The sequence below is a fragment of the Lysinibacillus sp. 38-6 genome, assembly GCF_046245175.1.
GTDB lineage: Bacteria > Bacillota > Bacilli > Bacillales_A > Planococcaceae > Lysinibacillus.
On record NZ_CP176417.1, the window covers coordinates 1,212,146 to 1,226,967 of the forward strand.

16 protein-coding genes and 1 pseudogene are annotated in these 14,822 nt (G+C 37.1%); 4 read left to right on the forward strand and 13 right to left on the reverse strand.

The genetic code is table 11. The features are described from left to right. Positions 1-23 precede the first annotated feature (23 nt). The 3 genes and pseudogenes from ACKVEV_RS06245 to ACKVEV_RS06255 all read right to left on the reverse strand — a co-directional run bounded on the left by ACKVEV_RS06245 (position 24) and on the right by ACKVEV_RS06255 (position 2,488). Positions 24-1,093: pseudogene (locus ACKVEV_RS06245) on the reverse strand (Rpn family recombination-promoting nuclease/putative transposase). 347 nt (positions 1,094-1,440) lie between these two features. Further along, positions 1,441-2,148 carry a purine-nucleoside phosphorylase gene (deoD, locus tag ACKVEV_RS06250; RefSeq protein WP_409369541.1) on the reverse strand — a complete coding sequence of 236 codons (708 nt, stop codon included), beginning with the start codon at positions 2,146-2,148 and terminating at the stop codon, positions 1,441-1,443. A gap of 118 nt (positions 2,149-2,266) precedes the next feature. Continuing rightward, positions 2,267-2,488 carry a YozE family protein gene (locus tag ACKVEV_RS06255; protein WP_409369542.1) on the reverse strand — a complete coding sequence of 74 codons (222 nt, stop codon included), beginning with the start codon at positions 2,486-2,488 and terminating at the stop codon, positions 2,267-2,269. Between the two features lie 273 nt (positions 2,489-2,761). On the opposite strand from ACKVEV_RS06255, the gene ACKVEV_RS06260 reads away from it, so the two are divergent. Continuing rightward, positions 2,762-4,603: a methyl-accepting chemotaxis protein gene (locus ACKVEV_RS06260; RefSeq protein WP_409369543.1), complete on the forward strand. Its 1,842-nt coding sequence runs from the start codon at positions 2,762-2,764 to the stop codon at positions 4,601-4,603. A 58-nt stretch (positions 4,604-4,661) separates the two neighbouring features. Here ACKVEV_RS06260 and msrB read toward each other — a convergent pair whose 3' ends face one another. The 5 genes from msrB to ACKVEV_RS06285 all read right to left on the reverse strand — a co-directional run bounded on the left by msrB (position 4,662) and on the right by ACKVEV_RS06285 (position 8,182). Continuing rightward, positions 4,662-5,093, reverse strand: a complete 432-nt coding sequence (gene msrB / locus ACKVEV_RS06265) for a peptide-methionine (R)-S-oxide reductase MsrB (RefSeq protein ID WP_409369544.1) — start codon at positions 5,091-5,093, stop codon at positions 4,662-4,664. Continuing rightward, on the reverse strand, positions 5,090-5,620 hold the full coding sequence (gene msrA / locus ACKVEV_RS06270) for a peptide-methionine (S)-S-oxide reductase MsrA (RefSeq protein ID WP_409369545.1): 531 nt from the start codon (positions 5,618-5,620) through the stop codon (positions 5,090-5,092). Before msrA ends, msrB begins: the two co-directional genes overlap by 4 nt. Before the next feature lie 13 nt (positions 5,621-5,633). Further along, positions 5,634-6,215, reverse strand: a complete 582-nt coding sequence (locus tag ACKVEV_RS06275; RefSeq protein WP_409369546.1) for a YpmS family protein — start codon at positions 6,213-6,215, stop codon at positions 5,634-5,636. A gap of 4 nt (positions 6,216-6,219) precedes the next feature. Next, on the reverse strand, positions 6,220-7,149 hold the full coding sequence (locus ACKVEV_RS06280) for a GDSL-type esterase/lipase family protein (RefSeq protein WP_409369547.1): 930 nt from the start codon (positions 7,147-7,149) through the stop codon (positions 6,220-6,222). Positions 7,150-7,339: 190 nt separating this feature from the next. Further along, positions 7,340-8,182 carry a DegV family protein gene (locus ACKVEV_RS06285; protein ID WP_409369548.1) on the reverse strand — a complete coding sequence of 281 codons (843 nt, stop codon included), beginning with the start codon at positions 8,180-8,182 and terminating at the stop codon, positions 7,340-7,342. A 268-nt stretch (positions 8,183-8,450) separates the two neighbouring features. Here ACKVEV_RS06285 and trhA point away from each other — a divergent pair, with 268 nt between their 5' ends. Continuing rightward, the gene (gene trhA, locus ACKVEV_RS06290) at positions 8,451-9,083 is read left to right on the forward strand and encodes a PAQR family membrane homeostasis protein TrhA (protein WP_409369549.1); all 633 of its coding nucleotides are present in this window, start codon (positions 8,451-8,453) and stop codon (positions 9,081-9,083) included. 57 nt (positions 9,084-9,140) lie between these two features. On the opposite strand, the gene ACKVEV_RS06295 is transcribed toward trhA, so the two are convergent. Then, the gene (locus ACKVEV_RS06295; RefSeq protein ID WP_409369550.1) at positions 9,141-9,623 is read right to left on the reverse strand and encodes a dihydrofolate reductase; all 483 of its coding nucleotides are present in this window, start codon (positions 9,621-9,623) and stop codon (positions 9,141-9,143) included. Positions 9,624-9,796: 173 nt separating this feature from the next. Between ACKVEV_RS06295 and ACKVEV_RS06300 the strand changes: the two genes are divergently transcribed. Both ACKVEV_RS06300 and ACKVEV_RS06305 read left to right on the forward strand, forming a co-directional pair. Next, a complete protein-coding gene (locus ACKVEV_RS06300) occupies positions 9,797-10,714 on the forward strand; it encodes an alpha/beta hydrolase (RefSeq protein WP_409369551.1) in 918 nt (305 codons plus the stop codon). Between the two features lie 62 nt (positions 10,715-10,776). After that, on the forward strand, positions 10,777-11,973 hold the full coding sequence (locus ACKVEV_RS06305; protein WP_409369552.1) for a class I SAM-dependent rRNA methyltransferase: 1,197 nt from the start codon (positions 10,777-10,779) through the stop codon (positions 11,971-11,973). Between the two features lie 47 nt (positions 11,974-12,020). Here the strand turns inward: ACKVEV_RS06305 and ACKVEV_RS06310 are convergent, their stop codons facing one another. The 4 genes from ACKVEV_RS06310 to ACKVEV_RS06325 all read right to left on the reverse strand — a co-directional run bounded on the left by ACKVEV_RS06310 (position 12,021) and on the right by ACKVEV_RS06325 (position 14,806). Then, on the reverse strand, positions 12,021-12,257 hold the full coding sequence (locus ACKVEV_RS06310; RefSeq protein WP_409369553.1) for a hypothetical protein: 237 nt from the start codon (positions 12,255-12,257) through the stop codon (positions 12,021-12,023). Positions 12,258-12,269: 12 nt separating this feature from the next. After that, positions 12,270-12,803 (reverse strand): hypothetical protein, encoded by a 534-nt coding sequence (locus ACKVEV_RS06315; RefSeq protein WP_409369554.1) that lies wholly within the window; start codon positions 12,801-12,803, stop codon positions 12,270-12,272. Positions 12,804-13,090: 287 nt separating this feature from the next. Beyond that, positions 13,091-13,768, reverse strand: coding sequence for a precorrin-3B methylase (locus tag ACKVEV_RS06320; protein WP_409369555.1), 678 nt, complete (start codon positions 13,766-13,768; stop codon positions 13,091-13,093). A 42-nt stretch (positions 13,769-13,810) separates the two neighbouring features. Then, positions 13,811-14,806, reverse strand: a complete 996-nt coding sequence (locus ACKVEV_RS06325; protein ID WP_409369556.1) for an ABC transporter substrate-binding protein — start codon at positions 14,804-14,806, stop codon at positions 13,811-13,813. Between the last annotated feature and the right edge of the window lie 16 nt (positions 14,807-14,822).

Here is a 14,822-nt window from a genome sequence, read left to right on the forward strand (position 1 = left end):
TGCTGTTAGAGCTTAATCTATTTTTATTTTATCTCTTGTCTTAACACTTGAATTTCTTGAATTGTTAAGTCTGTTAACTCTACTATCTCTTCATTACTATTTCCTTTTGCAATCATCTTTTTTGCAATTTCTCTCATACCTTCTTGTATCCCTTTCTGCATCCCTTGTTGTATTCCTTGTTGTATTCCTTCCTCGATGCCTTTTTGAATACCTTTCTCCATTCCTTCTTTCATCCCCTTTTGGATGCCTTCATACATTCCTTTTTGTATGCCTTTTTTAATTCCTGCTTGTTCCGCATGATATTTGGCATCTTCGAGTGCGGCCGCTTCATCAATGATATATTTAACTCGTGATTGATAGGCAATAATGGATTCTGGATCTTGACTCAGTTCTTCCCACGCCTGGAATGCTTCACGTAAGTGGTTGTCTTTCATCGCTAATTCCTCCAATACTTTATAAATATCTTCATATACTTTCCGTTTACGACCATCGACCATTCCCAGTAATAGTAACCATTTCGCCAGTATATCTTCTATTGGATTTAATTCTCCCATTAGCCACGTTTTTAAAAATTTGTTCATTTCAATAAAGTGAATTTCCAAAACCTCATCTGCTTTTTGTACACGTTGCAATGTCGTATCTTCATATAAATGATACGTACTATGGTAATGATCATGATTTTTAAACAATGTAAAATCACAAATATTAATTGTAATGGTTGGATTCAGTGTATGATAACCTTTGCCCTTTTGTAACTGCGAATTGTAAAGCCTTGACCAATAATATAACGTTCGTTTGAACATATCATTTTTATTCGCTAGTTGTATTTCAATATTAATGTACTCTTCATTTTGTGTTTTCACGACAATATCTAAGCGTGATTGTTTATCTTCTTTATGCTCCCCACCAACTTCGGGTTAATAAACGTGACCTCTTTTATTGTATTTCTACCCGTACGCTGTAATAGTGCGTTGAGAAAGACAATCGTGAGCGATTTATTGCGTTCACTACCAAAAAGCTGTTTAAAAGCAAAATCAATCTTTAAATCCATTAGGTTTTTAAGTGGTATTCGACTTAGAATTTGATACTCCATAGCTTATCAACCCCTGTTTTAACTATTATATCATGCTCTTCTATTATTTTAATTCGTCACTAAGTCAAAAATTTTAACTACTAACCATTTATTTTTTTCATTATCTGCCTTCATACCTTAGTGATGAAATAATTTCAGCTTTACATCATTTATAAGAGTGGAGAAGAAAGTTATAAAGTATTTAAACCTTCGAAAAATCGGGAATACCTACAGTCATTTAACAGAACAGGACAAAATAAAAGCAAGTGACCTATTCAACGAAATAAAGATTGTCTCTTTTTCGTCGCCTCGGGTCACTTGCTCACTGATTTTTAAATTTTAAAGCCTTTAAAACCTTGCTATATCAACTACTCTTGAATAGCCGCTTCTAACGCAACAACGATCATGTCGTTGAATGTTGTTTGACGCTCTTCAGATGTCGTTACTTCACCTGTAATGATGTGGTCGCTTACTGTTAGAACAGATAGTGCTTGGCGGCCAAATTTAGCTGCTAGTGTGTAAAGTGCAGCAGATTCCATTTCAACTGCAAGAACACCGTATTTAGCAAGCTTTTCATTTTGGTGTTCATCAGAGTAGAACATATCTGCTGTGAAGATGTTACCAACTTGAAGGCTTAATCCAGCTTCTTTCCCTGCGTTATAAGCTTTTAATAATAAGTCAAAGTTTGCGATTGGTGCAAAGTCAATATTGTTGCCCCAAATGATTTGATTCATACGAGAATCAGTTGTTGCACCTTGAGCTAAAATGACATCGCGTACTTTTACATCTTTTTGAATTGCACCACAAGTACCTACGCGAATTAATTTTTGCACATCATATTCTTGCATTAATTCTGTTGCATAGATGGAAATCGAAGGCACACCCATACCAGTACCTTGTACAGAAATACGTTTGCCTTTATACGTACCTGTATAACCAAACATATTGCGAACTTCGTTATAGCAAGTAACATCTTCTAAAAACGTTTCGGCAATGTATTTTGCACGTAGTGGATCTCCCGGAAGTAAAATAGTGTCAGCGATTTCGCCTTTTTTTGCATTAATATGAATACTCATACTGCAATCCCTCTTTTCTGTCAGTTATCACTATAAATAATACTTTGTTTCACGTATTTACGCAATGCTAGACGTCTAGCAACTAGAAAAGAAAGAATAATTAGAGTATTCCGATTCATTAACGACCTTGTTCACTATATAAATCCCATAATGCATCAAACACTTCAATCGTTAAATTTTCAGTTGCATACGTTTCGATATATGTAGATAGCTCATCAAAATCCATGCTTTGTTTAGGAAAGTTATGTTCATGAAAGACTTCTTCGGCAAAACGAACTTTTGGATCTGACCAGTCCCCTCCGCGGAATGTTAATACATATAAATAAAAGCTTTTTTTCATATTTGAAAAATGCCCTCCTCTTGTCATTTTTACTTTCAGCTAGTTTAACAAAAAAAATTCATTTCGTCATAAATGGACTACAATTTTCGTTAAGTATTTTTTCCTAAACATGAAAACAGGAAAAAGTCTTTTGCACCTCGTTAGACTATTGTCATACAATATATACGGCTTTTTTATCTGAAAAATGAAAATTTTGTGAAATTAACATAGAAATTTTTAGTTTTTTGCGCTAGAATGATAGTCATAAATGCAAAAATTAGGAAGGTGATGGCGATGAAAAACAAGAAACAGATAAGTAAGACAACGAGAAAACGCCCGTCTCTCTTAGAATCAGGCTTTTTTAGAAAAAAGAAAGCTTCAGATTCGAAAGCTAGTAGGCATAATCTCCCTCCTACTACCGAAAAACGACAACGTTTTTATCATTTAATTCGCGGCAAAGTGCTTATAATATTTTCTCTACTTATTTTTATTACCGCCGCAATGGGTATATTGTCGTACAACAATATAACGAATCTCCAACAGCAAATGAAAGACTTTACGGAGAAAAATGTCCAAGAGCAACTAACGGTTAATCAGTTGGCTTATGAAATTGCTAGATTAACGAACTTGGAACAAGCCTATTTAATTACAGGCAACGGAAGCTATTCTACTTCATATAAAATGAAAATTGATTCAATCAATAAGAAGATAGCTGCACTACAAGAAAAATTCGCAGACCGAGACGTTGAGCTTGGCCGTATTCAAGCGATCGGCCAATATTATAAAAATTATCTTGATTACTCCAAAAAGGTTATGACGATGCGTGATGAACTTGGACTAGAACAGGCTCGTAAGCTCATGCTTGAGGGCACAGGCGAAACAATGAAATTACATATCGATCAAAATATTGAAGCCATAAACGAAGTCATGGACAAGTCGAATAAAGCCAAGCTTAATAAATTGAACAAACAAATCACTTTATCCAATACTTCTTTTATCATTGTCTCGCTTATCGGTCTTATTGCCATTATCATTTTTGGTTTTATGTTATTTAAATCGTTAAAAAACAATACGCGAGCTATTAACCACTCCATTTTGGATATTGCGCAAGCTGGTGGAGATTTAACTAGACGCGTTCATGTACGCAATCGCGACGAATTTTCTACGATTGCTACTTCTACCAATACCCTAATCATATCGATTTCAAACCTCATTAAACGTGTTAGCGAGCTTGCTGACCATGTGTCAAGCAGTAGTCAAGAACTTATGTCATTAGCGGACGAAAATGCCCGCACCATCCAAAATATTGCGGATGCAAGTGCGGATATTGCGAGTGATAGTGAGAATACGATAACAAGTATGAATAGTGCTCAACAAAAAATGAGTGATTTAGAACATTCGATGCATCAATTAACAGAGCAAGCTAATGCGGTTCAACGCGCTTCACTTGCCATGCAACAAGCAGCTGATGAAGGAAGTCGCTCTGTTCAACAATCTACTTTAGTCATGCAGTCTATAGAAGAAACAATTGCCTCTACCTCTACAACGGTAGAAGCACTAGGTCGAAAATCAGCCAATATTACTTCGATTATAGGAACGATTACAGCCATTTCAGAACAAACGAATTTACTTGCATTGAATGCAGCGATTGAAGCTGCGCGTGCTGGCGAACATGGCCGTGGCTTTGCCGTTGTAGCAGATGAAGTACGTAAGCTGGCTGAGCAATCACAAACCGCTGCAAAAGAGGTAACAACAATTGTGAAGTCAATACAAGATGAAGTAGCATCCATTATTACGCAAAATCATGAAGGTGTGACAACAGTAATTCGAGGGGTCGAAGTGACAAATGAAACAAACCAGTCGCTATCCAACATCCTTATCCAAACACAAGAAACAACGACAATTATTGCAACAATGGTTGAAAAAATAGCGCAGACACTTGATTATAGTAATGCTGTCGCAAATGATTTCGTGCATATTAACGCCTATGCTGATCAAACTGCAGCTAACACGGTAATGTCTGCAGCTGCCGCTACACAAGGCTCTGCCTCTATGCAAGAAATCAATGCAGCGGCTACAGAATTAGCCCACCAAGCAGATAGCTTACGCAACGTCGTGGGTGCATTTAAAATTTAAAGATAAAAAAAGAATGTCTCGCTGGAGACATTCTTTTTTATATTGGTACACGGAATGGTTATTTTTTAAATAATGATAAATATTCTGCGTAACCTTCTTGCTCTAAATCAGCTTTTGGAATAAAACGAAGCGCTGCTGAGTTAATGCAATAACGTAAGCCACCTAACTCTTGTGGACCGTCTGGGAAGACATGTCCTAAATGAGAGTCAGCTTCTTTGCTCCGTACTTCTACACGCCGCATGCCATGGGATGTATCAAAATGCTCCGTCACTTGCTCTTTCGCTATTGGTTTGGCAAAAGCTGGCCAGCCACAGCCTGAATTAAATTTATCAAGTGAGCTAAATAACGGCTTGCCTGAGACAATATCTACATAAATACCTTCATCAAAATGCTGATCATATTCATTGCGAAACGGTGGTTCCGTACCATTTTCCTGTGTGACATAGTACTGCATATCCGTTAGTTCTTTTAATCGTTGTTCTTTATTCATTTTCTATGCCCCCAGTGCTGTTCTTGGAATGCTTTTCGACCAGATCCTACTGCGTATCGTTCATAGTGCATTGGATTTTTTTTATAATAATATTGGTGATAATCCTCAGCAGCATAAAAAGTGCTAGCAGGTAAAATTTTTACAGCAATCGGCTTATCAAACTTACCCGATGCCTCTAAATCAGCTTTTGAACGTTCAGCTAATTCACGCTGTTCTTCATCATGATAAAAAATAGCCGTCGTATAGGATTGTCCACGATCATAAAATTGTCCGCCTGCGTCTGTTGGGTCAATTAATGTCCAAAACGTTGCAAGTAACTGTTCGTATGAATAAATATCATCGTCAAACGTAATTTGCACCGCTTCGACATGTCCAGTCGTTTCCGAACAGACTTGTTCATACGTTGGGTTTTCTACATGTCCACCTGTATAACCTGAAACTACGGCTTCAATGCCGGGTGTTTCATCAAACGGCTTCACCATACACCAAAAACATCCACCTGCAAATGTTGCATATTGCATTGCCATTTCTTTTCACTCCTTATTCACCAGGGACGATAATTTCCAGTAATATTTTATCGTTTGGTAAGTCTAATTCCTTCGCTCGTACACGTGATCCTGAAGCAATATTGACACGCGATAAATCAATATAAATTTCCGCTTTATTTGGATTAACCGTAATCCACGAAGGGAAATCCACCGAATCTCTCATTATTTTCATGGTCGTTTCCGGTGGAATATTTAATAGCCCCACATTCATGCCTGTTTGTTTTAAAATAATATTTCCTTTATCATCAACAATCGGTTCAAAATTCATGGAGATCGGGATTTCTGTATAAAATACTGTTAATTTGCTGCGTAATTCTATATCATCCCCGATGGAAAAGTCCAATGGTAAGGGCGAACCTTTAGCTGAGTCTTTTAAATATTTCTTTGTAATAGACTCCAGTTCTTTCGTAGTTGTTTGGACAACCAGTACATTGCCTGTTACTTCATTATTACTTGTTGCACTCTTCGCTGAATCAAATCCATCAACTGGTTTCGTTGCTAAATAAACGACGAGGAGGATTGAAAAAAGAACCATACCTGCTAACGCAAAAAATGCGAATTTCCATTTATTCATTTTGTCACTCCTCGAAGCCTATTTCCTTATTAATTTTTTGTTCCATTTTACATTGCTCCATTGCTGCTAATATTCGCTCTGTCATTTTATCATAGCCTTTTGCATTCGGATGAAAGAAATCTGTATGATAAACGAGTTCTTCGTTTGAATCAAACAAGTCTTCTACTGAGACATAACAAGCATTAGAATCTTTACTTGCTACTTTTTTAATGACGTCATTCCATTCAGTAATAATTGTATCAAACTCATTTGCCTCATTTGTGACAATGGAGAAAGGATTATAAAAGCCAATGAGCAGTAACGGTACAGTCGGATTTTTTGCTCGAATCCCAGCGATAATTTTACTATAGCGATTCTCATAGGTTAATAATTCCTTATCAAAAGCGTCTCGTTTTAAATTAAAAAGATCTTGTTTGACAACTTTCATGACATCATTGCCACCCATTGTTAATGAAATCAGTTGCGCTTGTTGTAACTCTTCATCATAATGCCCTTTTTTTATTAATTTTAATAGCTGATCACTCCGTCTACCTCTTTTGCCTCGATTATCAACATCTACTTCCGATATTGACGTCCAAGCTAGCATTGAATCTGCTAATCTACCAACATAACCGTCTTGACTATACTCATCCCCGACACCATCTGTTAAAGAATCGCCAAGTGCCAAGTAGTGTAGTTGTTTTGCGTTGTCATCATCAATTTGCCGTAAATCCTCTGGTGAAGGCTCAAAAAAATGTTCGAAAATTTGCGTCAATACATTACTAGAGGGTTTTGTCTCCTCTTCTGCTTGTTGCTCATCCTGTCTCATATCTTGCTCCGTCCCTGCCTGCTCTTGTTGTTCATCAGCAGGCTGATTCGGTTCATCTATTGATATTGCACAACCACTTAGTACTAAGACGGTCAAACATGACAAAGTAAATCGCCAAATGCCCATTTGACCACCTTCCATCCTTTACTATTAATTCTATTATAATTAGTTGTCGCGCCAATGAAAAGCGACGATGCTTCAGTTTAGCAAGAAAATCCAAGCAACTACCTCACTTTTTTATATTCGCTTTTTCTAATCTAGCCACGACAAGCGTTAAAAAAGCCACTACAATTACTTATGTAGCAGCTCTTGTCAATTATTCTGAAAAATAAATAAATCCGATGGCACCCGGACCCGTATGTGTAGAAATAATCGGTGAGGTAAAGGCAATTTCTACATCATTAAAACCTGTTCCTTCAATGAGTTCTTTTAATGGATTCCCCATTGTTATTAAGCCATCCGCATGTGAAATTCCTACAGCTTTTACTGTTTTACCTGCCGTATCAGCTTGGAATTGTTTGAATAGGTAGTTGACGACTTGTTTATGACTGCGAACCTTTGACACAGGGTTGTATGCGCCACCTTCTAAATTGGCAATCACCTTAATATTTAGCAAAGAGCCAATAAAGCCTGTCCCTTTTCCAATTCGACCACCTTTAATAAGATTTTCTAGCGTATCAACAATGACATATAAATGTGTATTGTCGCGCACTTTCTCTAAACGTGTGACGATTTCTTGTACAGTCGCTCCAGCATCACGCATTTTAATCGCTTCTCGTAATTGAATAGCAAGTCCAATAGCAATAAAACGTGAATCAATAACAGTAACATCTGCATCCGTCATTTGGGCAGCCTGTCGAGCTGACTCAACGGTTCCGCTCATGCCACCTGTCATATGAATCGACAGGATTTGATCACCATCTTTACCAAGTTCGTCATATAATTCTTTGAATTTCCCTGGTGCAGGTTGCGAACTTTTCGGTAATTCTTTCGCATCTTTCATTAAACCTAAAAAAGGTTGTGGTGCTAAATCAACACCATCTATATATGTTTTCCCATCGATTTGAATTGTTAACGGCACAATATGTATACCGTGCTTCTCTACTTCTTCTTTCGTTAAATCACAAGTTGAGTCCGTTACTATATGAATTCGTCCCACTTTGACACATCCTTTAACATCATTAAAAATTATTATATAGACTAATGTTTCCATATGTAAACATGACATTTGTCATCTCAAGTGTCTATTTCTAGTCTTTTTCATAACACTCCCTTCGATACTATAGCCTTTCTTCATTAAATTTGTCTAACAATTTCCTCTAGAAATCGATATGACATTTATATAAGTAAATATATGACAAATGCACATAGGCAATCGCGCATTATTGGACTATAGTAAATGGACGATGAAAGGAGTGTTTGCTCGAATGGATGCATTTGACTATAAAACATGGAAGGAAGAATTGTGGAATGCCATTACACATGGTATTGGTTTTCTTGCAAGTATTCCTGCTCTTGTTATTTTAATATTGACTGCTATACAAAATGGAAGTGCCCTATATGTGACAACATTTAGTATTTTCGGTGCATCGGTTATTATTTTGTTTCTAATGTCCACTTTGCTTCATAGTATGCCTGCAAAATATAAAAACTTCTTCTCCATTCTTGACCATTCCTCTATTTACATTTTAATTGCAGGGACTTACACACCATTTTTATTAATTGCCATAGGTGGACACTTAGGAATCATTCTACTAATTATTATTTGGACATTTGCCCTACTTGGCGTTCTATTTAAATGCTTTTTTATTCATCGCTTTGCCAAACTATCCCTGATTTTTTATATCGGTATGGGCTGGCTTATTATTTTTGCCATTCAGCCAATTTATCATTTTTTAGGTAGTCACGGCTTTACCCTATTGTTAGCTGGTGGTTTGCTCTATACAATTGGCGCAATTTTTTACGCTTGGCGCTCGCTGCCTTATAATCATATGATTTGGCATCTCTTTGTGTTAGCTGGATGTGGTGCTATGTATAGCTGTGTCTATTTTTATTTATAGTTAAAAATGGAAAACACACGGTGCCTATTTACACCGTGCGTTTTTTATAATGTATCGTTACGCTTGTTTGCGCTCAAAAATCTGATACTGATAGGTGTACCCTTCTGGGGCTTTTTCTTGCTCTTGTGATGAAACTAACACAAAATCATCTTCATAATGCGGGAAAAATGTATCCCCTTGAAAAGAATGATTAATTTTCGTAATGTAAATACGATCTGTTATATCCATCGACTGTCTAAAAATTTGTTCGCCGCCGATAATCATGATTTCAGGCACATCCCCTGCTATGGCAAAAGCTTGTTCAAGACTCGTCACTGTTTCAATACCTTCCGCATGGTAATTATCATCGCGTGTAACGACAATATTGCGGCGTCCTGGTAGCGGTCGACCAATCGATTCAAATGTTTTACGTCCCATAATCATTGGCTTACCCATCGTTTTTTCTTTAAAATATTGTAAATCACCTGGTAAATGCCAAGGCATACCGTTTTCATATCCAATCACATGGTTTTCGTCATGCGCTACTATTAGTGAAATCATTGTTACCCTCCAAGTTATAGCTTTCATACTATTATAAACATACTTTTACTTAACTATCGGTTTATTTTGGCTCATTTTTAAAATAATTTTCTAATTCAACACTAATTCCTAGTAAAATTATAAGAATAGTTTATAATAAGAATTAACAATGAAACTAAAAAGGATTGATGTCTATGACTTGTTTAACAAATGAGGCAATTCGCTATATACAAGCAACCGATGTAAAACCACATTATTATGACATGACACCACAGGAAGCGAGAATCATGCGTGCCGTTCCAACTTGGCATTCTCCCCATTTACCACAGCTTGCTACAATAGAAAATAAACAAATTACTATGCGTGATGGGCAACAAATTACTATTCGCCTATATTTACCCGAACATGCTGAAAATTTGCCAGTAATCATTTATTATCACGGCGGTGGTTGGGTTTTTGGTGATTTAGAATCAGCTGATGCAGGTTGTCGAATACTTGCAGAAAAAGCGCATGCGATCGTTGTATCCGTCAATTATCGCTTAGCACCTGAACACCCTTTTCCAACACCATTACACGATGCCTATGATAGCTTACTGTGGGTATTTGATAACATTGCAACATTTGGTGGGGATAAAAGTCGATTAACGGTTGCTGGTGATAGTGCAGGAGGAAACTTAGCTACTGTTGTCTCCTACCTAGCTGCTACATACAATGGCCCAACAATCACTGCACAGGCACTTATTTATCCTGTAGTAAATCTAGATTTTACGACCGCTTCCTATTGCGCCTATGGTGAACATTTTGGGTTAGATAAACAAGGGATGCAATGGTTTGCCGAACATTATACAGAGACAAATAATTTTCGTAACCCACTTGTCTCCCCTCTGCAAATTGAAAATTTAGACGTTCTGCCCAAAACAATGATTATTGCGGCTGAAGCAGATGTACTGTATGACGAAGGGCTTGCCTATGCGCAAAAATTAGCTGCAGCAGGAGTTTACGTGGAACATGTCCCGATGACAGGATTAATTCATAGCTATTTTAGTAAAATGGAGTTTTTCGAAGCGGCCACAATGGACACAGTAGAAAAAATTGCGACATTCGTCAAATAAGTTTGGCTAATGGTACGAAACAATGCGATAATAGAGCAAAATGTTTTTTAAAGGATGACAACATGACACAAACAATTGCATTACAAATTAACAATCAATTTGCAGGTCCAATAAAAAAAGGCTATCCGCTTATCTCAAAAGATGCGGTCGATACACGTAAACTACCTGCAGAGGAAGGTGCCCTACTGCGTTTATTAGATATTCATAATCGCTTTATCGGTACAGGCTATTACGGTATTCAAAATAAAGGCATCGGCTGGCTATTAACAACGGATGCAAACGAAGAAATTGACAAGCCGTTTTTTGCTAAAAAACTAAAAAAAGCGATTCAAAATCGTGAAGCATTTTTCAATAACCCGGATACGACGGCATTTCGCGTTTTTAATGGCGAGGGTGATGGAATCGGTGGCATGACAATCGACTTCTTCGATGGCTATTATATGGTGAGCTGGTATAGTGCAGGTATTTATTCATTTAAAGAAGTGATTTACGAAGCACTTGCTGAAACAGTAAACTATAAAGCGGTTTATGAGAAAAAACGTTTTGATAGTAAAGGACAATATATCGAACAGGACGATTTTGTCATGGGGACACCTGGTGAATTCCCATTAATCGTGAAAGAAAATGGCATGAACTACGCTGTTCATTTAAATGATGGTGCCATGACAGGTATTTTCCTCGATCAACGTGAAGTACGACTTGCCATTCGCGAACATTATTCCAACCAAAAAAGCGTCTTAAATACATTTTCTTATACAGGTGCTTTCTCCGTAGCAGCAGCACTTGGTGGCGCAACGAAAACGACGAGTGTCGATGTAGCTAAGCGCAGTTTAGCGAAAACAATCGAGCAATTTAGCGTTAATGATATTGACTATGAAGCACAAGACATTAAAGTAATGGATGTCTTTCATTATTTCAAATACGCACAACGTCATCAGTTGAAGTTCGACCTTGTCGTACTCGATCCGCCTAGCTTTGCACGAACAAAGCAAATCACGTTTTCAACTGCAAAGGATTATCCGAAATTATTAATGGATGCAATCGCCATTACTGAAAAGAATGGCATCATTGTTGCCTCTACAAACAATGCAAGCTTTGGTATGAAAAAGTTTAAAGGCTTTATCGATACGGCGTTTAAAGAAACAAATACTCGTTATAAAATCGTTGAAGAATACGGCTTACCAAAGGATTTCCGCGTAACACGTGAGCATCCTGAATTCAATTACTTAAAAGTTGTTTTTATTCAAAAGCTAAACTAAAAAGAGTGACTCTACTAGAGTCACTCTTTTATTGTATCCTTCTTCCGTTACTCTGTTAAAAATACAAAAATATAACCTAAAAACATAATAATAAAAAAACTAAAGAATGTGATGATATTTCCTATTATCAAAATTTTAGATTTCGCGTAAACGGATAAGCCAACACCTATACCGGATAAGACAAACGTGAACATCCATAAAGTGGATGCTTTTTGAAACACAACGTTCGGAACCCAAAGTAATAAAGATATAATAATTGTACTTACAGCTAAAGCTTTCACCAATAGAACCATTCCTTATTTCAACGGATTACATAAAGTTTTGTTAAAATATAATTTTATAGCAGCTGCAGCAATCTTTTCTTTGAGTCCCATTCTATGAAAATTTCTATCTATATAAGCAACAAGCTCCCAATCACACGAACAACTAAAATAACCTTTCTCTTCATAGCACTTATCATGTATTTGACAACCTCGATCTAAGATATCTTGTGGCGGACCAGAACCATGTCCAGGACCGCACCAATTCCCCCAGATAGGTATCCCCTTTTTAGTATTCATAGTAGTGTTTGTTTGATAACTAGCGTAACTATTACTAATGTGATTCACCATCAAACTAATTTCAATATATTCCTCTGCTAGGCCATTTGATTTAACTTTTTCAATATTAACAAAAGGTTTTCCGTCTTCATAAAAAATATAAGCACCTAACTGTTCTTCAGCATTTAAAAGGTCTTCATCTGTCATTGCAAAAACTTTTGTACCTCCCCCAAAAAAGACCGCAGAAACTAAAACTGACAATGCCACAAAGAATGAAACTACTTTTTTCATCTAATCTTAGCCCCTTTCAATATTTTTTTAAGTAGGTATAAATACCATTAGTATGGCTCTATCAAAAGGCTAGAATGACATGGAATCTTGATTCTCTTAGTAAACGCCGTCTAGAAAAGAGGGCAACCCTCGTTTTGGTCACGAACCAATTTAATAGTATTTAACCAAACGTTTATATTTTTATTTTATTAAATGAACTGAAAATTCTCAATAATGAACGCATATTTTTCAATGAATGATATTGATAAAACTTTGGAATTCCTTTGAATATTTGAAATGCGTTCTAATCAAGAGTTATCCCCACTTAAAGGTAGCCAATAATCCGCCGACTTTGTTCTACGATAAAATTTATAGAAAGGCTCATCTGGACGGCCATGTTTTTGATAGATTGTGATAATATGCTGAAGAAAACCTTCTATTTTCTGTACTGAAACTTTTTTGGCAAACAGTATTCCTGGCTTCGCTTGCACACCCATTGGCACCGCACCTAAGTAAACATCAAAGCTGTCCTGCTGATAGACAAGCCCAATATCGTCATAAACGGCATTGTAGCAAGCAGAGGCGCAGCCATTTATATTGAATCGTAATCTCGATGGGACACTTTGTCCATGCAAATTATTGTATAATTGTTCGGTAATGTCTGCTGCTTCCATTTTATTACCGTCACAAAAATCACATGCCTTCATCGCAACAATCGAACCTGGCTGTGCAATATATAGCCCCGCTTCTTGAAGTTCAGCCACAACGTGCTGAACCGTTTGCGTAGGGATAGACAACAGCATGCTATAGGAAGCTGAATATTTAATGGCTCCACTGTCGCCGACAACCTCCGCAATTTTTTGAAATTGAGCCGCTGTATAATGTTTATTAATAATGCCAGGACTTATTGCAAGCCGTGTAAAATCACCATCTATATTAAGTTTTTCAAATGTTCGATTAGGTATATTTGAACGAAATGCATTCATCTTCTGAACTCCTTATAAAAAAAGCTAGCAAGGAGCTAGCTCTTAAAAGTTTTCGGGATAAAATCCTCTGGCTAAAATGTCAATTGCTTCTGCAGCTCGAATGCCTTCAGAAGCTGCTGAAAGCGGTAAAATAACAAAGCGCTCATTTTTCACAGCATCTGTCTCTTTTAATGCCGGATCATTTTTTAAGAATTGAATTTTATCTTCTGCAGTTTGGGAGCCGTAATCAATTACAACAATGACCTCAGGGTTACGTTCAACGGTTGCTTCTTTTGAAACCGTTGTCCAACCAGAATCAACATCGCCAAAAATATTTGTACCCCCAGCAACTGTGACAAGTTCATTCATAAAATTTTGCGCTGCTGTAAAGACTTCCTTATCTCCACTATCATAAACAAGGACGCGTAGTTCTTGCTCACCTTGTGGTAATTTTGCACGGACAGCATCGACATCCGCTGTCATTTGCTTAATTAACGCTTCACCACGATCATCAACGCGAAAGATTTTTGCGATATTACGAATATCCGTAAAAATATCGTCCAATGTTGGTTGCGTCATACTCGAAGAAGTATGTAAATAGGTGTGGATACCAAGTGCCTCTAACTCTTCTGGTGTGCCCACCCCTTTTTCACTAAAGCCACTTTTCCATCCTGCGTATAAAAAATCTGCTTCACTATCAATTACCTGTTCTTTTGATGGGTATTGCTCTGCTAATACTGGTACTTTATCGTATGCGGCTTGTAATGGTTCATAAATTTGATCATCTAAATAAGCCGTACCTACCATTGAATCTTCTAAGCCTAAAGCAAGCATGATTTCTGTAACATGCTGATTTAGGCTAATCGCCTTTTTCGGTGCTTCTTTATAAACTTGTGTCGTATCGTTATTAACAATCGTTACGTCAGTTGTTGCGGTTTGTGCTGGCTCGATGTTTTCATTTTGGGAGGCAGACTGGGCATCATCTTTGACATTACAAGCCCCTAAAATACATAGTAAGGTCATTGCAAAAACGAGCCACATAGCTTTCGATTTGTTCATGTTCGTACTCCTTTAG

Bases quoted from the DNA above. Each gene is read 5' to 3' on its own strand.
- deoD (WP_409369541.1), bottom strand. From the start codon at position 2,148: ATGAGTATTCATATTAATGCAAAAAAAGGCGAAATCGCTGACACTATT.
- ACKVEV_RS06315 (WP_409369554.1), bottom strand. From the start codon at position 12,803: ATGAAAAAAGTAGTTTCATTCTTTGTGGCATTGTCAGTTTTAGTTTCT.
- ACKVEV_RS06260 (WP_409369543.1), top strand. From the start codon at position 2,762: ATGAAAAACAAGAAACAGATAAGTAAGACAACGAGAAAACGCCCGTCT.
- ACKVEV_RS06275 (WP_409369546.1), bottom strand. From the start codon at position 6,215: ATGAATAAATGGAAATTCGCATTTTTTGCGTTAGCAGGTATGGTTCTT.
- ACKVEV_RS06295 (WP_409369550.1), bottom strand. From the start codon at position 9,623: ATGATTTCACTAATAGTAGCGCATGACGAAAACCATGTGATTGGATAT.
- ACKVEV_RS06325 (WP_409369556.1), bottom strand. From the start codon at position 14,806: ATGAACAAATCGAAAGCTATGTGGCTCGTTTTTGCAATGACCTTACTA.
- msrA (WP_409369545.1), bottom strand. From the start codon at position 5,620: ATGGCAATGCAATATGCAACATTTGCAGGTGGATGTTTTTGGTGTATG.
- msrB (WP_409369544.1), bottom strand. From the start codon at position 5,093: ATGAATAAAGAACAACGATTAAAAGAACTAACGGATATGCAGTACTAT.
- ACKVEV_RS06320 (WP_409369555.1), bottom strand. From the start codon at position 13,768: ATGAATGCATTTCGTTCAAATATACCTAATCGAACATTTGAAAAACTT.
- ACKVEV_RS06280 (WP_409369547.1), bottom strand. From the start codon at position 7,149: ATGGGCATTTGGCGATTTACTTTGTCATGTTTGACCGTCTTAGTACTA.
- ACKVEV_RS06300 (WP_409369551.1), top strand. From the start codon at position 9,797: ATGACTTGTTTAACAAATGAGGCAATTCGCTATATACAAGCAACCGAT.
- ACKVEV_RS06255 (WP_409369542.1), bottom strand. From the start codon at position 2,488: ATGAAAAAAAGCTTTTATTTATATGTATTAACATTCCGCGGAGGGGAC.
- ACKVEV_RS06305 (WP_409369552.1), top strand. From the start codon at position 10,777: ATGACACAAACAATTGCATTACAAATTAACAATCAATTTGCAGGTCCA.
- trhA (WP_409369549.1), top strand. From the start codon at position 8,451: ATGGATGCATTTGACTATAAAACATGGAAGGAAGAATTGTGGAATGCC.